The sequence below is a fragment of the Streptomyces composti genome (genome assembly GCF_012034205.1).
GTDB classification, from domain to species: Bacteria; Actinomycetota; Actinomycetes; order Streptomycetales; family Streptomycetaceae; genus Streptomyces; species Streptomyces composti.
Genome location: NZ_JAATEM010000017.1, coordinates 82230 through 101066 on the forward strand (window position 1 = coordinate 82230; position 18837 = coordinate 101066).

Annotated in this window: 20 protein-coding genes; 4 read left to right on the top strand and 16 right to left on the bottom strand. The window is 70.7% G+C overall.

Translation table 11 applies throughout. From position 1 onward, the window contains the following. Positions 1 to 13 precede the first annotated feature (13 nt). Complete coding sequence (locus HCJ93_RS15745; protein ID WP_167996339.1) at positions 14 to 1069, top strand: Gfo/Idh/MocA family protein; 1056 nt, start codon at positions 14 to 16, stop codon at positions 1067 to 1069. Positions 1070 to 1181: 112 nt separating this feature from the next. Then, on the top strand, positions 1182 to 1949 hold the full coding sequence (locus tag HCJ93_RS15750) for an SDR family oxidoreductase (protein ID WP_167996340.1): 768 nt from the start codon (positions 1182 to 1184) through the stop codon (positions 1947 to 1949). Between the two features lie 315 nt (positions 1950 to 2264). On the opposite strand, the gene HCJ93_RS15755 is transcribed toward HCJ93_RS15750, so the two are convergent. Next, entirely contained in the window at positions 2265 to 2591 is a 327-nt protein-coding gene (locus tag HCJ93_RS15755) for a nuclear transport factor 2 family protein (RefSeq protein ID WP_167996341.1), read from the bottom strand. Positions 2592 to 2748: 157 nt separating this feature from the next. Here HCJ93_RS15755 and HCJ93_RS15760 point away from each other — a divergent pair, with 157 nt between their 5' ends. Together HCJ93_RS15760 and HCJ93_RS15765 are read left to right on the top strand one after the other, a co-directional pair. Then, positions 2749 to 3315, top strand: a complete 567-nt coding sequence (locus HCJ93_RS15760; RefSeq protein ID WP_309141414.1) for a DoxX family protein — start codon at positions 2749 to 2751, stop codon at positions 3313 to 3315. Positions 3316 to 3387: 72 nt separating this feature from the next. After that, the gene (locus tag HCJ93_RS15765; protein WP_167996343.1) at positions 3388 to 3726 is read left to right on the top strand and encodes a MazG-like family protein; all 339 of its coding nucleotides are present in this window, start codon (positions 3388 to 3390) and stop codon (positions 3724 to 3726) included. 25 nt (positions 3727 to 3751) lie between these two features. Here the strand turns inward: HCJ93_RS15765 and HCJ93_RS15770 are convergent, their stop codons facing one another. From HCJ93_RS15770 to HCJ93_RS15840, 15 genes are all read right to left on the bottom strand, one after another. Beyond that, positions 3752 to 4738, bottom strand: coding sequence for a BtrH N-terminal domain-containing protein (locus HCJ93_RS15770; RefSeq protein ID WP_167996344.1), 987 nt, complete (start codon positions 4736 to 4738; stop codon positions 3752 to 3754). A 106-nt stretch (positions 4739 to 4844) separates the two neighbouring features. Then, on the bottom strand, positions 4845 to 6632 hold the full coding sequence (locus HCJ93_RS15775; protein WP_167996345.1) for a carbamoyltransferase family protein: 1788 nt from the start codon (positions 6630 to 6632) through the stop codon (positions 4845 to 4847). Next, entirely contained in the window at positions 6629 to 7042 is a 414-nt protein-coding gene (locus HCJ93_RS15780; protein WP_167996346.1) for a pentapeptide repeat-containing protein, read from the bottom strand. The genes HCJ93_RS15775 and HCJ93_RS15780 overlap by 4 nt, the downstream gene beginning before the upstream one ends. Positions 7043 to 7059: 17 nt before the next feature. Continuing rightward, on the bottom strand, positions 7060 to 8094 hold the full coding sequence (locus HCJ93_RS15785; protein WP_167996347.1) for a BtrH N-terminal domain-containing protein: 1035 nt from the start codon (positions 8092 to 8094) through the stop codon (positions 7060 to 7062). 4 nt (positions 8095 to 8098) lie between these two features. Next, positions 8099 to 8848 (bottom strand): DNA alkylation repair protein, encoded by a 750-nt coding sequence (locus HCJ93_RS15790; protein ID WP_167996348.1) that lies wholly within the window; start codon positions 8846 to 8848, stop codon positions 8099 to 8101. Next, positions 8848 to 10350: a B12-binding domain-containing radical SAM protein gene (locus tag HCJ93_RS15795; RefSeq protein ID WP_167996349.1), complete on the bottom strand. Its 1503-nt coding sequence runs from the start codon at positions 10348 to 10350 to the stop codon at positions 8848 to 8850. The genes HCJ93_RS15790 and HCJ93_RS15795 overlap by 1 nt, the downstream gene beginning before the upstream one ends. Positions 10351 to 10356: 6 nt before the next feature. Continuing rightward, positions 10357 to 11199, bottom strand: coding sequence for a carbon-nitrogen hydrolase family protein (locus HCJ93_RS15800; protein WP_167996350.1), 843 nt, complete (start codon positions 11197 to 11199; stop codon positions 10357 to 10359). After that, entirely contained in the window at positions 11199 to 11903 is a 705-nt protein-coding gene (locus HCJ93_RS15805) for a class I SAM-dependent methyltransferase (protein ID WP_167996351.1), read from the bottom strand. Before HCJ93_RS15805 ends, HCJ93_RS15800 begins: the two co-directional genes overlap by 1 nt. After that, positions 11893 to 13272 (bottom strand): coproporphyrinogen-III oxidase family protein, encoded by a 1380-nt coding sequence (locus HCJ93_RS15810; RefSeq protein WP_167996352.1) that lies wholly within the window; start codon positions 13270 to 13272, stop codon positions 11893 to 11895. The genes HCJ93_RS15805 and HCJ93_RS15810 overlap by 11 nt, the downstream gene beginning before the upstream one ends. Next, positions 13269 to 14252 (bottom strand): ABC transporter ATP-binding protein, encoded by a 984-nt coding sequence (locus tag HCJ93_RS15815; protein WP_167996353.1) that lies wholly within the window; start codon positions 14250 to 14252, stop codon positions 13269 to 13271. Before HCJ93_RS15815 ends, HCJ93_RS15810 begins: the two co-directional genes overlap by 4 nt. After that, positions 14245 to 15027 carry an ABC transporter permease gene (locus HCJ93_RS15820; protein ID WP_240967628.1) on the bottom strand — a complete coding sequence of 261 codons (783 nt, stop codon included), beginning with the start codon at positions 15025 to 15027 and terminating at the stop codon, positions 14245 to 14247. The genes HCJ93_RS15815 and HCJ93_RS15820 overlap by 8 nt, the downstream gene beginning before the upstream one ends. Then, complete coding sequence (locus tag HCJ93_RS15825) at positions 15024 to 15878, bottom strand: carbon-nitrogen hydrolase family protein (RefSeq protein ID WP_167996354.1); 855 nt, start codon at positions 15876 to 15878, stop codon at positions 15024 to 15026. The genes HCJ93_RS15820 and HCJ93_RS15825 overlap by 4 nt, the downstream gene beginning before the upstream one ends. Further along, positions 15875 to 17056 (bottom strand): tyrosine decarboxylase MfnA, encoded by a 1182-nt coding sequence (mfnA, locus tag HCJ93_RS15830; RefSeq protein WP_167996355.1) that lies wholly within the window; start codon positions 17054 to 17056, stop codon positions 15875 to 15877. The genes HCJ93_RS15825 and mfnA overlap by 4 nt, the downstream gene beginning before the upstream one ends. A gap of 1 nt (position 17057) precedes the next feature. Beyond that, a complete protein-coding gene (locus HCJ93_RS15835) occupies positions 17058 to 17846 on the bottom strand; it encodes a carbon-nitrogen hydrolase family protein (protein WP_167996356.1) in 789 nt (262 codons plus the stop codon). Next, entirely contained in the window at positions 17843 to 18772 is a 930-nt protein-coding gene (locus HCJ93_RS15840) for a carbon-nitrogen hydrolase family protein (protein ID WP_167996357.1), read from the bottom strand. The genes HCJ93_RS15835 and HCJ93_RS15840 overlap by 4 nt, the downstream gene beginning before the upstream one ends. Positions 18773 to 18837 lie beyond the last annotated feature (65 nt).

Genomic DNA, 18837 nt, shown 5'->3' on the forward strand with positions numbered 1-18837 from the left:
AGGGGTGGGACGGATGACAGGGCAGAAGGTGCGCTGGGGAATCCTCGCGACCGGGGGGATGGCCGCGACGTTCACGGCGGATCTCGTCGATCTTCCCGACGCGGAGGTCGTGGCGGTCGCCTCGCGCTCGCAGGACTCGGCGCGGGCGTTCGCCGAGCGGTTCGGCATCGGGCGGGCCTACGGCGACTGGGCGTCGCTGGCGCGGGACGAGGACGTCGACGTCGTGTACGTGGCCACCCCGCACACGGCACACCGCCAGGCGGCCGGGCTGTGCCTGGAGAACGGGCGGAACGTGCTCTGCGAGAAGCCGTTCACGCTGAATCTGCGCGAGGCGGAGGAGCTGGTGGCGCTGGCGCGGGAGCAGGGGCGCTTCCTGATGGAGGCGATGTGGATGTACTGCAATCCCCTGATCCGCCGGCTGAAGGCGCTCGTGGACGACGGGGCGATCGGCGAGGTGCGCAGTGTGCAGGCGGACTTCGGGCTGGCGGGCCCCTTCCCGCCCTCGCACCGGCTGCGGGACCCCGAGCTGGGCGGGGGCGCGCTGCTGGATCTCGGCGTGTACCCGGTGTCGTTCGCGCACCTGCTGCTCGGCGAGCCCTCGGACGTGGCGGCGCGGGCGGTGCTCTCGGACGAGGGCGTGGACCTGCAGACCGGGGCGCTGCTCTGCTACGACAGCGGCGCGCTGGCCTCGGTGCACTGCTCCATCGTCGGCGGCACGGCGACGCAGGCGTCGGTGACCGGCTCCCGGGGCCGCATCGACGTGCCGTACGGCTTCTACTACCCGGACCGCTTCGTGCTGCACCGGGACGGCCGGGACACCGAGGAGTTCACGGCCGACCCGGCCGACGGGCCGCGGGCCAGCCTGCGCCACGAGGCGGCGGAGGTGATGCGCGCACTGCGGGCCGGGGAGACCGAGTCGCCGCTGGTGCCGCTGGACGGCACCCTCGCGGTGATGCGGACCCTCGACACGGTCCGCGACCGCATCGGCGTCCGCTACCCGGGCGAGCGCCCCGTGCGGGAAGCCCAGGGGGCTGAGGGGGCTCAGGGGCCGGTGGTCACGCCGGCGTGAGCGTCCGGCCGCGGTCCCCGCACGTACGCTGCGAGGTCATGAGCACCGTTCGGACCGGCGGCGGAGCCGGGGCGGCGAGCGGTGGGAGAGACAGCGAGGAGAGGCGGGCGCGATGACGGGCGGCACGACCGGGGAGCGGCGGATCGCCGTGGTGACCGGGGCGGGTTCCGGGATCGGCCGGGCGGTGGCGGCGGAGCTGCTGCGGGCGGGGTGGTCGGTGGCCCTTGCGGGCCGCCGCACCGGGACGCTGGAGGAGACGGCCGCGCTCGTCCCGGAGGGCACCGCCCTCGCGGTCCGCACCGACGTCTCGCAACCGGACGACGTGGCCGCCCTGTTCGCGGCCACGGTGGAGCGCTTCGGGCGGGTGGACCTGCTGTTCAACAACGCGGGGACGTTCGGTCCCGGCGGGGTGCCGGTGGAGGACCTGTCCTACGACGCCTGGCGGCACGTGGTGGACACCAACCTCAACGGCGCGTTCCTGTGCGCCCAGGCGGCCTACCGGCAGATGAAGGAGCAGCGCCCGCAGGGCGGCCGGATCATCAACAACGGCTCGATCTCGGCGCACGCGCCGCGCCCGCACTCGGTCGCCTACACCGCCACCAAGCACGCGCTGACCGGCCTGACCAAGTCGCTGTCGCTGGACGGGCGGCCGTACCGGATCGCGGTGGGCCAGATCGACATCGGCAACGCGGCGACGGACATGACGAAGGCGATGGCCTCGGGGGTGCTGCAGGCGAGCGGGGAGGTCGTGCCGGAGCCGGTGATGGACGTCGCCGATGTGGCCCGCACGGTGCGGCACATGGCGGAGCTTCCCCTCGAGGCGAACGTGCAGTTCGCGACGGTGCTGGCGACGACCATGCCGTACGTGGGGCGGGGCTGAGGCTCACCGCCGTGCGGTCCTGACGGGGTCCCGCTCTGCGTGCGGACGGGATCCCGTTCTGCGTGCGGACGGGGTCCCGTTCTGCGTGCACGCGCCTTCTGCACAAGCGGATTGGTTGCTGCCGCACCATTGCCCCCGGCGAAGGCCGTATGCTCAACTTCTCTCCACAAAAGCTTCACACTTGGAGGGTGGGGCTTCGCCGGAGCCTGCACAGGCCATGTCCAGGGGGGAGGCGGCAGCCGTTCCACGCCATCGGGTGGGGGTGGACCCGCGCGGGACCGCGGGTACGCACCGGGGCGCGGAACGGCTGCCGTGTCAGGCCTGGCCGGTCTCGAAGCGGGAGATCCGGCCGTCGTCGGTCACCTCGAAGGACCACCGGGTGCGCATCTCCCCCCAGGTGTCGTTGCGGTAGCCGACGAGCAGCGTGCGGCCGTTGTCGGACTCGCGCTCGACGTCCATGTGGCCGTTGGAGGAGAAGATCTCGCGGTCGACCCAGTCGGTGAGATTCCGCTCGGTGCCGTCGTCGGCCATGGTGGCCCCGGGCGCGAGCAGCGCCATGAAGCCCTCGCGGTCGTGGTTGTTGACGGCGGTGACGAAGGCGCGGACAGCCGGGTCGCTGAGGCGAGTGGTCTGAATGGTCATGTCCGTCAGCGTCGTACCGTTCGTCCGGTCCCGCCACCAGGGGCCACCCGAACGGCGTCCGGCGACGGGCCTCGCCGGGGCGGGGATGCGACGGTGGTCGCGGCGAAGCGACCGCTCCGGCCGCCGTGTGCCGGCCGCCTGCCCCGGGAGAGCGACTGTGATCTTTTGCGAGCGACACGACTCCGGCCCCGGCCGGCGCGATGCGGGCCTGTTGCTGCTGCGCCTCGGGGCGGGCGGCGTGCTGATGGCCCATGGCACGCAGAAGCTGTTCGGCTGGTTCGGCGGGCACGGCATCGAGGGCACCGGCCAGTTCATGGAGACCGTCGGCTACTCACCGGGCAAACCGAGCGCGACCGCCGCGGGCCTGGCGGAGACGGGCGGCGGCGCGCTCCTCGCGCTCGGTCTGGCCACCCCCGCGGCGGGCGCGGCCGCGGCCGGGGCGATGGCGGGCGCGGCAGCCGTGCACACCCCGAACGGCTTCTTCGCCCAGGAGGGCGGCTACGAGTACGCCGCCACCCTCGGCCTGACCGCGGCCGGTCTCGCCATCACCGGGGCGGGCCGCCTCTCCCTGGACCACGCCCTCGGCCACGTCCTGGACCGCAACTGGATGCTTCCGGCGGCCTTCGGGGTGACCGCGGCGGCCACGGCGCTGGTGATCGGCGCCCGCGCCAAGCGGCTGCGCAAGGCCAGGGAGGGCGAGCAGCAGACGCTCTTCGAGGAGTAGGCCCGCGGGACGGGCGGACGGGGAACAGGCAAGGGCCGGGCGTTGTCAGTGGGGTCTGCCACCCTGTGTGCCATGAGCGGACACACGCCCGGCCTCTGGGACGCCGTCGAGGATCTGCACACCTGGCTGGACCGCCACCGCGCGGTCGGCAGCCGGGAGGACCCGCTGCTGTGCATCCTGAAGCTGTCCGAGGAGGTCGGCGAGGTGGCCCAGGCGGTGGTGGGGGTCACGGGGCAGAACCCGCGCAAGGGCACCACCCACACCTGGGAGGACGTGCACTCCGAGCTGTGCGATGTGGCCCTCACCGCCCTGATCGCCCTGCGCACGCTCACGCCCGACGCCCGGGAGGTGTTCACCCGGCACCTGGAGAAGGTGACGGCCCGCTCGCTCGGCGGGACGGCCATGGGCTGAGGAGCGGCTCGGGCCGGGAGGGCATTCAGCGCGTCAGCTGAAGCAGGCGCTGCATCAGATGCCGCTCCTCCTCCGCGGCCTCGTGCACCATCGCCGAGGCGCTGTGCAGGCACTCCCGCGAGGAGGTGGCCCCGGCCTCGCGCACCAGGCCTGCCACATCGGTCCACTTCTTCGACACCCCGCGGTAGGCGTCCGAGATCTCCTGGAACTCGCCCACGCCGGTGAGTTCGGCCGTCTCCGCCAGGAACTCCGCCCACATCATGCGGAACAGGCCCCCGCCGGTCCCCGCGTCCTCCATGATCGTGGAAATCTCGGGCAGAGAGGTTTCCGGGGATTCGAGGTCGTCGAGCCACTGCGGCATCAGATCGGCGACCTTGTGCATTCCCTTGAACCCGAAGTTGGAGATCGGCGGATTCAGAATGTTCTGCGCGGACGCCCTGATGCCTTTGCGGGCGGCTTCCCCGAGATCGGGAAGGCCGTCCCCCCGGGGTTCCAGGGTGAAGGCACGATTGCGGGAACTCATCGGGCCCCGGGGGTCGCGCGCGGCCGCGAGTGATTCGCCCGACGCCCATTTCAGGCCGAGCGGCTTGGTTTCCACCAGGGCGAAACGGTCGTCCTCGTGTCCCACGCAGGCCACATAGTGCGCCGCGAACCGGAAGTCGTCGGTGGAGTAGTCGAGCAGATAGCGGTCCAGTTTGAGGCCGACGACATTTCCGGAGCCGAGCTCCGCCAGCAGATGCTCCTTCGCCCGCCTGGCCGAGGACGTCTCGTGCACCGACAGCCGCAGGCCGAGCGCGTCAGCGAGATTCTCGGACAGCGTGTCCGGCTTGATGCGACCGCCGACGAACGGCGTCGGCATCTGCTTCGTCCGCCAGTAGATGAAGGACAAACCACCGGCGAGCCCGAAGACGAACGACTCCGACAGGTCGATGTCCCGCTGCCGCAGCAGATTCACCAGGGTGGTCGACTCGCAGTGGTTACCGACGAACGGGTGCTCCTCTAACAGCGACACTTGGCTGCGTCTCCCTTCGTTCGCGGTAGAGCGTAGCGCAACAGGCGCAAGGGAAATTGCGGACAGCCAAGATCGGAAAGGGAGTCACTCGGGGCTCACCCGGCACTCACTCGCTCCCCCGTCGCGACACCAGGAAGTTCCCCAGGAACAAATGATCCATCTCCGTCTTGAGGTAGCAGGACAGGGCGTCGGAGGGAGAGCAGACGATGGGTTCCCCGGCGACGTTGAACGAGGTGTTGATCAGGCAGGGAATTCCGGTCAGCTCGGTGAACCGGGTGAGCAGCTCGGCCAGCAGCGGATTGCTCTGCTCGGTGACGGTCTGGATCCGCGAGGTGCCGTCGACATGGCAGGCGCCCTGGATCTTCTCGCGGTACCCGGGTCGCACCGGGACCACGAAGGTCATGTAGGGCGAGGACTTCTTCTTGCCCATCTCGAAGACCTCGGGCGCGACGTGCTCGAGGACCACCGGGGCGAAGGGCCGGAACTGCTCGCGGTGCTTGATGCGCTCGTTGATGATGTCCTTGATGTCGGGGAAGCTCGGGTTGGCCAGGATGCTGCGGTTGCCCAGCGCCCGCGGCCCGTACTCCATGCGTCCCTGGAACCAGCCGATCACGCACCGCTGCCGCATCAGCCACGCCGCCTCGCCCGGCACGTCCGCGGGCTCCAGCTCGCGCCAGACCACCTGGTCCGCGAACTCCTGGAGGGCCGCGAGGATCTCCTCACGGCCGTAGGAGGGGCCGAGGTAGGGGGTCGCCTCGATGCGGGGCTTGGTGCCGGCCTGGCTGCTGGCGTACAGGGCCGCGCCGATGGCCACGCCGACGTCGCTGGCGCCGAAGCTGACGTCCATGTCGGTGAAGCGGGACCGCTCCAGCAGCTTGGTGTTGTTGACGCAGTTCAGGGCGAGTCCGCCCTCGAAGACCACGCGCGGCAGGTCGCTGCGGGCCTGAAGGGTGCGGATCTGGCCGGCGGTGAGCGTCTCCAGCATGTGCTGGGCGGCGCTCGCCACGCGGACCCGGTAGCCGAAGTCCTCCCTGAGCTCGGGGCCGCCGCCGAAGACGCGGTCGAACAGCTCGTAGTAGGCGGGGACGGCGTTGGCCGGGTAGGGGATGCGGTAGGTGCCGTCCGGGCGGGTCTCCACCACGTCGGTCAGGAACGGGTTGGGCTCGGGCGGCGGGGCGTAGCCGGCCAGGCCCATCACCTTGTACTCGTCGTTGTTGGGGACGAAGCCGAGGTAGCGGGTCACCACCGAGAAGAGCATCGCCAGGGAGTGCCGCGAGTCGACGGTCAGGTCGTCGAAGACCTTCACCTCGCCGTCGCGCACCTCGCCCATGATCGACGACAGCCACTCGGCGCGGCCGTCGCTCACCAGGAACGCCGCGTCCCCGCCGCCCGCCAGGTGGTAGCCGGTCATCAGATGGGCGATGTGGTGCGGGACCCGGACCAGCTTGCCGGGGTCCAGCCGGTGACCGGTGTACTCCAGGAAGTCGGCCTCGGTGGCGTCCTGGCTGAACAGCGCCCGGTGCGTCTGGGCGAGGCGTTCCAGGCGGGCGAACTTCTGCTCCGCCGTGGCCTGCCGGTCCTCGGTGATCTCGGCGATCATCCGGTCGATCACGTCGTCGGAGAAGCGCCAGGAGAAGGCGAAGACGTCGACGTCGTCGAAGGTGAGCCCGGCCGACTCCAGGCACCAGCGCATCGCGTCGACCGGGTACTCGGACGTCTTCTTCTCCCGGTTGAGCCGCTCCTCCTCGACGGCGGCCACCAGCTCCCCGTCGACCACCAGGGCGGCCGAGGAGTCGTGCCCGTACAGCAGATGCCGGTCGATGCCGGTGGCCCGGAAGAGGCGCCCGAAGATCTCCGCCGACCTGGCGAACCCGTTGTAGCCCAGAACGATCATGAGGAGCTCCTTTCGCTTGGCCAGATCGTGAGGTAGTCCGAGATCACCGAGGAGCGGTCGAAGGAGGGGTCCAGCTCGGCGCCGGTCAGATCGGCACCGCTGAGATCGGCGCCGTCCAGGTTGGCGCCCACGAGCCGGCAGCCGTTCAGCTCGGCCAGGATGAGGTACGCCTCGCACAGGTCGGCGCCCTCGAGGTCGGCGTCCCGCAGGTCGGCGGAGATCAGATACGCCTCGGTGAGCACGGCGCCGGTGAAGTCGGCGCCGGCGAGTTCGGCGCCCTGCAGATCGGCGCCGTGCAGCATCGCCTTGCGCAGATCGGGGCGGAAGGGGCCCTGGGCGCGGCGCCTGCGGGCGTGTTCGTTCCAGCGTCCGGGGCCCTGGAGCAGGATGGACTCGTCCTCGGTGGGCATCTCGGGGGACCTCGCGTCTACAGGGTGGTGAGCGCGGTGAGCGCCCGCTTCTCGGCGGCCGACGCGGACCGTGCGGTGTCGGCCACGGCGTCCACCAGCGTCTTCAGGTCGTCGCGGGCGGTGTGGCCGCCCGCCGTCAGCAGGGCGGAGCCCAGCTCGGACCAGAGCCGGCCGCTGTCGGAGAACTGTCCGGCGGCCTCGGCGTAGCGTTCCTCGCCGGTGGCCTCGGCCAGCCGGGCCAGGAAGCGGGCGGTCATCGGCCGGAAGAGTCCGCCCCCGGTGCCGAAGGACTCGATCTGCCGTCCCAGGTGCAGCAGTTGCCGGGCCAGCGCGTCGGTGTGCACCACCCGTCCGGTCAGGTCCACGTCCTCGGCCTCGCCCCGCTTGGTTTCGGGCCAGGACGGCGCGGTGGCGGCGAGCTGCTTCATGCCGGCGATCCCGAGGTTGCGGCTTCCGGGCCGGAGGATCTCGCGGCACATCGTGCGGACGGCGACCGGGCCGACCTTGTCCAGCTGCGGGGTCCGGCGGGGTGTGCCGAAGACGTAGACCTTCCAGTCCGGGTCGAGCGGCGGGGAGTTGCGGCTGGAGCGGGCGGCCTGCAGGGCGTCCGCGGGGACTGTGACGGGGTCGTCGAAGGCCGGGTCGGACACCTCGAAGGCGTCGCCGAGGTCGCGGACCACATTGACGAAGTAGCCGCCGAAGGAGGACCGCCCGTCCAGGCCCCAGTGCGGGAGCAGCCCGAGGTCCACCCGGGTCAGCACGGCCGGCGCCGACCGCAGCAGCCCGGCGAGACCCGCGGCGGACTTGGGGGTGTGCGCGGTGACCTCGACGCCCATCAGCCGGGCCGCACGAAGCGGCAGGACGGCCTGCTTGCCGACGACGATGTCCGGGGCGTTGCCGTTCGCCGGGAAGTAGGAGAAGCCGAAGCCTCCGTCCAGGCCGAACACGATCTCCTCGTCCACCCGGTGTCCGCCCGCCGCGAGCAGCGCGCACTGGCAGGCCGACTCGCAGTGGATGCCGCGCCGGTGGACATAGCGGCCGGTCTCGCTCATCGCGTCACCTCTGTCCCAGTGCCATCAAGGACCGGCGCAGCCGCGGGTCCATCTTCTCCACCGCGTACCGGAAGGTGTCGCGGGGCATCTCGGTGTGCCAGGTGCGCAGGAACTCGGCCACCTCGTCGGGGTGGACCTCGGCGGTGACCTTGAGCAGCCAGCCGCAGCCCTTCTGCACAGAGGGATGGTCGTCGTGCATCAGCCGCTCGCAGTTGCCGAAGACGTGCTCCAGCGGCAGTTCGTGGACGACGCGGCCGACCTTGCGGCGGACGAACTTCACCACGGCCACATTGGCGGCGCGCCTGGCCCAGGGGGAGTGCGCGCCGGTCCAGTCGCGGGTGCGTCCGATCAGCTCCAGGTGGCCGAGGAAGTACGGGTACAGCAGCTTCAGGCACAGGTCGTCGCACTGTGCCCAGTTGGACACGTACTTCTCCAGCCAGTGCTCGCAGCGGTCGAGCAGCTCGGGGCCGAGACCCCGGCGGGCGACCTTGTGGAGCACGGCGAAGCCGAGCAGCACCTCTTCGTGGTGCCGGGCGCGGGCCAGCAGTTCATCGGCGAGCAGCAGCCGTTCGGCGGCGGGGACGCCGGGGCGGTCGCGGAAGTATCCGCCGGCGATCTCCACGACCGCGGCGTTGGCGACGCCGAGGGCCTGGATCTCGTGCGGGAAGTACCGCTGCATACGGGCCGCGAACTCCGGGTCGGCGCGGGCGGCGAGCGCGGCGGACAGGTCGTCCGCGGCCTTGGCGACGTCCATCACGAGGCTCCGATCGTGATGGGGAGCGGCCGGGTGGCCGTCTTCTTCTTCGGTGCCCGCTCCAGGCGCGGCTTGCCCTGCATCACGTACTCGTACTCCTGCTGCATGTCGGCCACCAGCTGGATGGTGTGCCGGGCCCGGTCGTAGAGGTTCTGGCCGCGCAGGCCCCACCACAGGTACCAGTTGCGGTGGCTGAGGTAGGCGTCGCGGACGTAGTCGAGAGTGTCGCGGTCGGCGAGGATCGCGGGCTCCACATAGAAGGCGGGGACGAAGGTGCCCTGGTCCTCCGTCAGGATGCCGGCCTTGATCGCCTGCTTCTGCAGCTTGGTGCCGCTGAGGATGCGGATGCCGAGGTTGGCGTAGATCTGGGCCGGGTTGAGGTACTTCTCGGTGAAGCGGATCGACTCCCGCAGCGCCTGCGGGGTCTCCCCCGGCCCGCCGAGGAAGATGCAGTGGGTGTGTTCGATGGGACTGGCGGTGAACAGCCGGTCCACCTCGAGGACGCGGGCCATGTCGAAGCCCTTCATCAGGTCGGCCAGGGCCTCGTCGGTGAGCGCGTCGGTGCCGAGGTCGACCCGGATGCAGCCGGCCGCGTGGAGCAGCTTCACGAACTCCGGGGTGACCGCGTTCGGGGTGAGCTGGCAGTACCACGGCACGTCGAGGCCGGCGCGGATCATCTCCTCGCACACCTCGGCGGCGTACTCCATCGGGTAGTTGAAGGTGGCGTCGACGATCTCGAACTCCTGCACGGCCGGGTTCTCCGCCATGGCCCGCTGGATCTCGGCGACGACCTCGGCCGGCTCCTTGAACCGGTCGCCCTTGCCCTCGGTCTTGCGGATGATGCAGTAGGAGCAGAACAGCTTGCAGCCGCGCTTGGTCTGCAGGGTCTCGATGGCCGGCTGGTGGTCCCGGGTGAGGTCGGAGGCGGCGGAGACGCCCTCCTCGAAGTACCGCGGGTCGTAGACGGTCCGGTCCGGCTCCAGGGCGCGCAGGTCGAAGGCGGAGCTGGACGGGTTCTGGCAGAACCTGCCCTGCTCGTCGAGGTAGCACAGCCCCGGGATCGACTCCAGGTCGCCGCCGTGCTCCAGGTAGTCCATCAGCTGGACGACCCCGGCCTCGCCCTCACCGGCGATGCCGTAGTCGGGCTGGGCGTACTCGAAGAACGACAGCGGCTCCACGGAGAAGCCGGAGCCGCCGAGGACGACCGTGGCGTCGGTGTACTTGCGCACGCACTGGACGATCTTCTCGGTCATCGGGCCGAAGAAGACCGGGTCGATGAAGGTGAGGTTGTCCAGGTTCCGCACGGCGATGCCGACCACGTCGTACCGCTCGGCGGTCAGCCGCTCCCGGACCGCCTTGAGCTCGCGGGACTCCCAGAGCAGGTCCAGGACGTCGACCTGGTGGCCGGCGTGCTTGAGCGCGGCGCTGATGTAGGCCATGCCGATGGGCAGCGCCGGCCGCGGCACCCGGATCTTGTTGGTGGAGATGAGCAGTACACGCATGGGCCTTCACTCCCGCTCGAACTGCCAGTACGTCGCCGGCCGCAGATCGCCGGTCAGGGTGGCCTTGGTGCGGTAGCGGCGCATGCGGTCCAGGTCGATCTCGGCGACGCCGACGCCCGCCTCCTTGCCGAGGTCGGTCATGCGTTCGTCACCGTCGACGAAGTCGAAGCGCTCCGCCTCCAGGAACAGCGGGTCGGCCAGGATCTGGCTGCACCCCATGTAGCTGAACCCGGCGTACAGGTTGTGGCCGATGCCGGAGGCGAAGGCGATGACGCACTCGGCGTCCACGGCCCGGACCGGCAGCCGCAGGTTGGCCACGTAGGCGAACATGTCGGGCACCAGCGCGGAGCAGACGATGACGTCGACGCCGCGCAGGCAGTACTCCCGTGCCGTCTCCGGGAAGTTGATGTCGTAGCCCTGCATCAGGCCGATGCGTCCGAAACCGGTGTCGAAGACGGGGTACTCCGTGCCGCCGGTGAGGTAGCGGGCCTCCAGTTCGTGCAGGTGGACCCGCCGGTAGCGGCCGAGCAGGGTGCCCTCGGGTCCGCACAGCACGGAGGTGCTGTAGTACGTGCCGTTCTCGCCCCGCTCCAGCAGGCCCGCGGCGATGTGGGTGCCGGTCTGCTTCGCCTGCTCGCAGAGGAACTCGGTCTCCGGGCCGGGGATCGGCACCGACACCTCGGCGACCTCGAGGATGTTCCCGGAGGTGGAGAACGCCTCGGGCAGGCAGATCAGGTGGGCGCCCTGCTCTGCGGCCTGCTGGATGTACCGCTCGGCCCGGCGCAGGTTCTGCTGCGGCTTGCCGAGCTTCGACTCCATCTGGACGACGGCGATCCTCGTCGCGGCCATCACTCACTCACCTGCTCCAGGGAACGCGAGGAGATCACCAGGCCGAGATCCTCCTCGGCGACCTGCCAGTCCTCCAGGCCGGCCTCCTTGAGCAGGTCGGCCACCTCGTCGCGGGTGTAGGCGGCCTGCAGCGACCGCATGAACTCCTCGCCGCCCTCCTTGACGAACTGGAGGATGAAGGTGATGTGCCCCTCCTCGGCGTGCCGGTTCATGTCCTCGATGATCACCACGCCGCCGGGCTTGCAGATGCGGGCGCACTCCTTGAGCGTCTCCACCGGCCGGCGCCAGCGGTGCAGCGAGGAGAAGGAGAAGACGATGTCGGCGGAGTCGTCCGGGAACGGCATCCGGTGCAGCTTGGCCATCTCGAACTCGACGTCGCCCGCGCTGTTCGCCCACACCGCGAGCGTCAGGTTGTCCTCGGCGACATCGACCAGGTTCTGGTTCTCCTCCACCCCGGAGACGGCCAGGTCGGGCAGTTTGCCGGCCACGTGCAGGGAGAGCAGCCCGGTGTTGAAGCCGACCTCGACCAGGTCGGTCATGTCGTCCTGGACCTGGGCGAGGATGCGCTCGGTCGGCCGCTTGTAGGCCATCAGGGCGGAGCGGCGCATGCCGAGGTCGTACAGCCGCACCTTGTCGATGTCGTCGTGCGGCGAGGGGATCGGGACGCGTTCGGCCAGGTCGAGCAGTCGGGTGTCAGTGGCCACAGCCGGCCTCCTCGGTGGTGGGACGCGTGGTGATCTGGACGGGCACGGGCTGCCGGGCGATGAAGCTGGAGATGTCCGCGCCCAGGTGCTGCGGGTAGCGCCGGTACTCCGGCGAGTAGAAGGCCTTGGAGATGTTGTCGAGGTAGTACCAGCCCTTGGGGCCGGTCACCGTGATGCCGTCCTCGTCGGCGGTGATCAGGCCCTTGTCGACCAGGTCGTCGATCTCGGCGCGGAACATCTCCATGAAGTCGACGCCGTGCAGCCGGCGGAAGGTGTCGCGGCGGACCCGGCCGGCCTTGACGCCGAGCACCATGGAGCGGCGGATCGCCTCGGACCTGGTGATGTGCTTGCCCATGGAGATCGGCAGCCTGCCCTCCATCACGGTCTGGATGTAGCGGCCGATGTCGGGCTCGTTGAAGTACCAGTGGTCGCGCAGATGCCCCGTGGCGGTGGGGCCCAGCGGGATGATCGGCACGTCCTCGCTCCACGAGGTCTCGCCGTACTTGGGCTGGCAGCCGGGCTTGGCGAAGCAGTCGCCGTAGTAGCCCAGGTAGCCGGCCTTGGTGAGCTTCTCCGCGGCGAACAGGAACATCTCGTCGACCACGGCCTTCTCGGGGACCGGCGGCAGCTTGCGGCGCTTGGTGGAGACCTGCGCGAACTCCATGTACGTGTAGAAGGAGATGCAGGTGACGCCGAGCTCGATGGCGACGTCCAGGCTGTACTCCCAGCTCTCCATCGTCTGGCCGTTGATGCCGTGCATCAGGTCGATGTTGATGTTCTCGAAGCCGCAGCGGCGCAGCAGCCGGATGCTCTCCTTGAGCATCTCCGGGTCGTTGGGGCGGCCGAGGTTCTTCAGCTCCTCCGCGACGAAGGTCTGCACGCCGAGGCTGATGCGCCGCACCCCGCGCTCCAGCAGCACCTTGGCCTTGCGCTCGGTGATGTCGACGGGGGTGCTCTCGATGGAGAAGTCCGCGCCCTCCTCGACGTTGAGGCTGCCGAAGAGGTGCCCGAGCAGGTCGTCGAGCTGGGTGGCGGTGAGCGCGGTCGGGGTGCCGCCGCCGATGTAGCCGAGGGTGATGACGTGGTCCTGGATGTAGGGCCGCCCGGCGTAGTTGGTGATCTCCTTCTTCAGCGCCTCGAGGTAGGTGCGGGTCAGGTCGCGGTCGGTCTGGTGCTTGATGTAGGGGCAGCTGAAGCAGAGCCGGTTGCAGAAGGGGATGTGGACGTAGACGCCCATCGGCCGGGAGGCGAAGACCTCCTCCTCGGTCACCGGGACGTGCTTGGTGGGGTACTGCCGCACCCACTCGTTGTCCCGCTCCGGGTACTCCTTCCAGAACGGCATGCTGGTGGTCGTGGTGCTGATGCTCATGCGTGGTCCTCCGGTTCGGCTCGGCCGACGAGGGAGCGGACGACATCGGCGAGGGTGGGCTGGAAGTAGGCTGCGGAGCGCAGCGCCAGGCCGGCGGCATGGGCACGGGACACCAGCTCCGCCAGGGTGGACCGGTGGTCGCCGCCGGACAGGTCGAGCTTGACGCCGTTCTCGGCGGGGGCGACGGCCCGCACCGGGCCTCCCGTGCCGCCGTCCGTGGTCTGCTGCCGCGCCCAGGCGCGCAGCCGCGCGAGATCGGACTCGGTGAAGGCCTCCAGGACGAGGCTGGAGCGTTCTCCCCACCGGGTGACGGTCTCCAGGGAGGCGTCCTGGAGCTGGCGGCCCTGGTGCAGCGCGACCACCGAGTCGGCCAGGGCGAGAAGTTCGTCGCGGTGGTGGCTGGCGAACAGCACGCCGACGCCGTCCTTCTTCAGGCTGCGCAGCAGCTCGAGCAGCGTCTCGCGCGCGGTGGGGTCCAGGCCGGTGGTGGGCTCGTCGAGGATCAGCAGGTCGGGGCGGTGCGCGACGGCGCTGATGACGTGCAGCTTGCGCTGGCTGCCACCGGAGAGGCTGCGTACGTACCGGTCGCGGTACTGCTCCAGGTCGGCCAGCGCGAGCAGCTCCTCGTAGCGGCCGGGGCCGGCCCTCCGCAGCTTGAGCTGGTGCCTGAGGTAGGTCTCGACGGTGACGCCGTCCGGCAGGTCCTTGGCCTGCTGGACGTAGCCGATGTGGCGGCTGACCTGCCCCCATCGGCGGGGCGGGGTGCCGCAGATGCGGATCTCGCCGCCGTCCGGGCGCAGCAGGCCGGCCACCAGCCGGATCAGGGTGGTCTTGCCGGCGCCGTTGGTGCCGATGATGGCCACGCCCTGGCCCGCCGCCACGGTGAAGCCGATGGAGCGCAGGGCGAAGCCGGGGCCCACCCGGTGGTCGAGCCGGGAGACCGACAGCACGGGGGTGCCGGCGCGCGGGGTGTCAGCCATGGCCGATCCTCCTGCGGAAGGCGAAGGCGGCGATGCCGAGGGCGAGGAAGGAGTAGGCCACCGCCAGCACCGACGCGGCGGTGGCGCCGAGATCGGGTGAGGTGGCGGCGCGGAAGATGTCGACGTGCACCGAGAGCGGGAGCTTGTCGAAGACGTCCCCCAGCGCCCCGAGGTTGTCCAGCGGGAAGAAGATCCCGGCGAAGTACATCAGCGGGATGACGATGATGTTCACCACCGCGGGGAAGGAGATCTCGTTGGTGTAGGTGGCGATGAGGATGCCGAGTCCGGCGAAGGCCGTGCAGGCGGTGAAGAAGCCCAGCACGAACAGCGGCAGCGAGTGGACCTCGGCGTCGAAGACCCCGAGGCCGAGCACCAGCACCAGCACGAACTGGAACAGGCACTTGAGCACCACGCCGACGATCCGGGCGAGCAGGAACCCCGAGTACGACAGGGGCGAGAGGATCAGGTCCTCGATGGTGCGCCGGTTGCGGTCGATGATGACCGTGTAGCCGACGGTGTAGGTGCAGCTGAACATGATGCCCGCGCCGATGATCCCGGGGAAGACGAAGCCGAAGTAGTTGGCCGCCGAGGGGTCCGGGCTCACCATCTGGTCGGTGGCCGCGCCGAAGGCCAGCACCATCGACACCGAGGTCAGCAGCGTCGACACGGCGAAGAGGCGGTTGTCGAAGAACTGCCGCATGTCGATGGCGACCAGGCCGAGCACGTCACCGAGCCAGCTGTTCTCCGGCCGCATGCGGGTCGCTCTGGTCCTCATCGGTCGCGGCTCCCGTGGGTCGTGGTCCACAGCGCGCGGACGTCGTCGTGGAACGGCAGACCGGCGCGGGTCTTGCGCCGCTGTCTGAGGTGGATGTCGGCGTGCAGGACGGTCTCGTGGGCGTCGGGTCCCGCCTCGGCGAGGACATCCGCCTCCGGGTCCTGCTGCACGTCCTGCACCAGGCCGTCGACGATCATGCTGCGGCCGGTGTAGGTCATGCCGGCGAAGCGGTTCTCGCCGACGCCGCTGGCGAACACCAGCGCACACTCGGTGTCGGCGGCCCGGGCCCGGCAGATGGAGCGCACCGGGTGGGAGAACGGCCCGAAGAGGTTGGCCACGCAGACCAGGAGGTCGGCGTCCTGGACCAGGTAGTGCCGGCTCGCCTCCGGGAAGCGCAGGTCGTAGCTGACCAGCAGGCCGATGCGGCCGACGGGTGTGTCGATCACCGGGCGGGGCGAGCCGGTGGACACGTACTCGGCCTCACCCTCCCAGACGCAGGCCCTGCGGTACCAGCCGAGCGGGTCGCCGCCCGGGCCGATCAGGACGGCGGCGTCGTAGATGTCCCGGCCCTGGGCGAGCAGCACGCCCGCCGCGATGTGCATACCGAGGGTGCGGGCCTGCTCGGCGAGGAACTCCACCACCGGGCCGTCCTCGGCCGTGGCGTCGCCGCGCAGGGTGGGGAAGTTGAGGCCGGTGGCGAACGTGGCGGGCAGGCACGCCAGGTCGGCCTCGCGTTCCCGGGCGGTGGACAGCAGCTTGGCGGCACGGGCCAGGTTCTCCTCCCGCCGACCCGGCTCGATCCGCATCTGCAGGGCGGCGAGCCGGGTGCGGGGACCGCGGAACAGGCTCATGAGACCGCCGCCTCGGCCGTGACGTCCTGGCACGCCTGCTGCAGCGCCGGCAGGAACTCGTCGACCGTCTCCCGGGTGACGTGCCGGGTGACGACCAGGCGCAGGGTCTCCCCGAACCGCTTGGAGGTGGAGACGATCCAGCCGCGGGACTCCAGAAGCTGCGAGATGCGCGCCGCGTGCGGCAGTCTGACCACCACGATGTTCAGCTGCGGCTCGGCGAACAGCTCGTACCCGGCGGCGCGCAGCGAGTCCACCAGGTACCGGGTCACCTCGAAGTTGGTGCGGGTGATGTCGCGGAAGCCGTCCCGGCCGAGGTGTTCCAGCACCGCGTAGACCGACACCGCGGCGGCGCCCGGCCGGGTGCCGAGCAGGGTGTGGTGCACGGGCGTGTCGACGAAGAAGGAGTCGACCGAGAAGCGCCCGGCGTCCTCGGCGCCCCGGAACAGGACGGCTCCGGCGGGCACGTTGGCCAGCCCGTACTTGTGCGGGTCGATGGTGATGGAGTCGACGCCCTCGACGGTGAAGTCGAACTGCGGCAGGTCGTGGCCGAGTTCGCGGGCGAAGGGGATGATGAAGCCGCCGGTGGCGGCGTCCACATGCAGGTGCACGCCCCGTCCGGCCACCACGGGCCCGATCTCGTCGACCGCGTCGACCACCCCGAACTCGCTGCTGCCGGCGGTCGCCACGACCGCCACGGTGTGTTCTCCGATGCGCCGCGCGGTCTCCTTCGCCGGCATCCGCAGGTCGTCGTCGACCGGCACCACCACCGGGGTCAGCCCCAGCAGGTGGAAGACCTTGGTGAAGGAGAAGTGCACGGTGCTGCTGACGACCACCTCGGGCCGCTCGGTCAGCCTGCCCCGGGCGCGCGCGGTCTCGCGGGCCACCAGCATCGCGATCAGGTTGGCCTCGGTGCCGCCGGAGACCAGGCTTCCCGAGCCCCCGGGATTGCCGAGGAGTTCCAGCAGCAGCCGCACCACCTCGCGCTCGATCCGCTTGGTGCCGCGGAAGATGCGCACATCGCCGAGGTTGGTGTGCGCCGCGCGGGACGCCATCTCCACGGCCAGTGGATGGGGTTCGGTGCAGATGGAGTTGAGCACCCGGTTCCAGGGCACGTCGTCCGCGAGCTGCGCCTCGATGCGCCGTCGCACGTCGGACGCCAGAGCGCCGGTGTTTCGCATCTCACTTCCCTTGCGCGGTCAGGTCCGTGTACAGCTCCGTCCGGCGAGCCCACAGCCCGAACCAGAGCGTCTGCTGGAAGCGCAGGTCGGGTTCGCGCAGGTACCGGATCTTCTCGGGGTCCCAGGGCGCCTCGAGCACGCCCTCGGCGGTGCCGGCCTCGGCCAGGAAGCCCTCGGGCATGGCCACCGCGCTGCCTCCGCCGCTGCTCTCGCTCAGTGCGGCGGCGAAGGCGACGGCGACGGTGTTGAGGGTGGCGATGCCCCAGACGGCGGAGCGCTGCGCTTCCCGCCGGGTGCCGTCGAGGGCCCCGGCCACCAGGAGCAGTTCGGCGCCGGCCAGGCACTGCACGCGGGGCGGTTCGACCAGCCAGAAGTCGGGGCCGAGCAGCACCCCGACGGTCCCGTACGGCGTCTCGACGACCGGGAAGTCGTCGCCGGTGCCGGTGGTGCCGTCGTCCAGGACGGGCCGTTCCACCCGGGCGCACTCGGTGCCGTCCGGGCCGAGCAGGCGGGCCACCTGCACCAGGGCGCCGCCCGCCCGTTCCTCGGGCCAGGAGCCGGTGAGCACGTACGTGCTCCGGTGCCGCGCCAGTGCGGTCAGGCGGTCCAGGCACCGTCCGGCCAGGTCCCCGGGCAGCGGCGCGGTGACGGCGCCGGTGGTGAAGGCGTTCTCGGGCAGGACGACGAACGACGCCTCCGCGGTGACCCGGCTCTCCAGGTCGCCGAGCACGGCGGCGGCCGTCGCCTCGGGGTCGCTGCGGCGGGCGTGCTGCGCTACGAACACGGTCACGGGCGGGCCCCCTCGGGTGCGCTGCTGGTGGCTGCGGCGGGCGGGGCGCCGTTCTGCGTCAGGCTGTCCCGCAGTTCGGCGGCAAGGTCGCGGTCGGCCCCGGCGTACGGGGTGAGCAGCCGCTGGTAGGCGGCGGGCCTGCGCAGCCGCTGCCACCGCCGGCCGTCGCCGGGGGCGGGCGGGTCGAGATCGACGACGAGGGTCTCGGGGCGGTCGCTGCCGGCCTGGGCGATCACGCCCTCGGGTCGGGCGACCAGGCTGGTCCCGGCGAAATTGATCTCCACGACCCGGTCGCCGCGCTTGCCGCGGACGACGCCGACCGAGCTGGCGTAGACGATGTTGACGTCGTTCAGGTACGCGGCCGTGCGCAGGGCGTTCACCATCAGCGGCTGGTTCTGGTTCAGCGTGCCGCCGGGTACGAAGACGGTGTGCGCGCCGGCCAGGGCGAGCAGCCGGATGACCTCCGGCATCCAGAAGTCCGAGCAGACGGCGATGCCGATGCGCCCGAACTCGGTGGTCAGCACGCCCAGCGAGTCGGCCTGACGGCACACCACCATCTCGTTGCCGAAGGCGTGCGCCTTGATCGCCTTGCCCGCGACGGCTCCCTGACGGCCGATCAGCAGCGAGGTGTTCCGGTACATGCCGTCCCGCAGGTCCTCGACGAGCGAGCCCAGCAGGATGTACGTGCCGAGTTTGCGGGCCAGGGACTGGAAGCCGTCGACGACGGGTCCCGGGATCGGTGTGTCGGTGCGCCCCTTGAGGCCGTCCTGCCCCGGCATGTACCAGGGCGGCCCGAGCAGGAACTCGGGGAAGCACACCAGGTCGATGTCGCCCCCGGCGCAGGCGTCCTCGATGGCCCGGTAGGCGTTGCGCCGGCCCTCCTCGTGATCGTCGACCCACTGGGTCTGTACTACCGCTACCCTCATACGTCTCGTCTCCTCGGATGCCACCGGTGGACCGGCCGCGGCGACCGCTCGCCACGCCGGGTGCG

What these genes read in the sequence shown, in the direction of transcription:
- HCJ93_RS15825 (WP_167996354.1), bottom strand. Translation starts at nt 15,878, where the DNA reads ATGAGCCTGTTCCGCGGTCCCCGCACCCGGCTCGCCGCCCTGCAGATG.
- HCJ93_RS15820 (WP_240967628.1), bottom strand. Translation starts at nt 15,027, where the DNA reads ATGAGGACCAGAGCGACCCGCATGCGGCCGGAGAACAGCTGGCTCGGT.
- HCJ93_RS15800 (WP_167996350.1), bottom strand. Translation starts at nt 11,199, where the DNA reads ATGGCCGCGACGAGGATCGCCGTCGTCCAGATGGAGTCGAAGCTCGGC.
- HCJ93_RS15750 (WP_167996340.1), top strand. Translation starts at nt 1,182, where the DNA reads ATGACGGGCGGCACGACCGGGGAGCGGCGGATCGCCGTGGTGACCGGG.
- HCJ93_RS15745 (WP_167996339.1), top strand. Translation starts at nt 14, where the DNA reads ATGACAGGGCAGAAGGTGCGCTGGGGAATCCTCGCGACCGGGGGGATG.
- HCJ93_RS15775 (WP_167996345.1), bottom strand. Translation starts at nt 6,632, where the DNA reads ATGATCGTTCTGGGCTACAACGGGTTCGCCAGGTCGGCGGAGATCTTC.
- HCJ93_RS15795 (WP_167996349.1), bottom strand. Translation starts at nt 10,350, where the DNA reads ATGCGTGTACTGCTCATCTCCACCAACAAGATCCGGGTGCCGCGGCCG.
- mfnA (WP_167996355.1), bottom strand. Translation starts at nt 17,056, where the DNA reads ATGCGAAACACCGGCGCTCTGGCGTCCGACGTGCGACGGCGCATCGAG.
- HCJ93_RS15815 (WP_167996353.1), bottom strand. Translation starts at nt 14,252, where the DNA reads ATGGCTGACACCCCGCGCGCCGGCACCCCCGTGCTGTCGGTCTCCCGG.
- HCJ93_RS15765 (WP_167996343.1), top strand. Translation starts at nt 3,388, where the DNA reads ATGAGCGGACACACGCCCGGCCTCTGGGACGCCGTCGAGGATCTGCAC.
- HCJ93_RS15790 (WP_167996348.1), bottom strand. Translation starts at nt 8,848, where the DNA reads ATGGACGTCGCCAAGGCCGCGGACGACCTGTCCGCCGCGCTCGCCGCC.
- HCJ93_RS15810 (WP_167996352.1), bottom strand. Translation starts at nt 13,272, where the DNA reads ATGAGCATCAGCACCACGACCACCAGCATGCCGTTCTGGAAGGAGTAC.
- HCJ93_RS15785 (WP_167996347.1), bottom strand. Translation starts at nt 8,094, where the DNA reads ATGAGCGAGACCGGCCGCTATGTCCACCGGCGCGGCATCCACTGCGAG.
- HCJ93_RS15755 (WP_167996341.1), bottom strand. Translation starts at nt 2,591, where the DNA reads ATGACCATTCAGACCACTCGCCTCAGCGACCCGGCTGTCCGCGCCTTC.
- HCJ93_RS15840 (WP_167996357.1), bottom strand. Translation starts at nt 18,772, where the DNA reads ATGAGGGTAGCGGTAGTACAGACCCAGTGGGTCGACGATCACGAGGAG.
- HCJ93_RS15780 (WP_167996346.1), bottom strand. Translation starts at nt 7,042, where the DNA reads ATGCCCACCGAGGACGAGTCCATCCTGCTCCAGGGCCCCGGACGCTGG.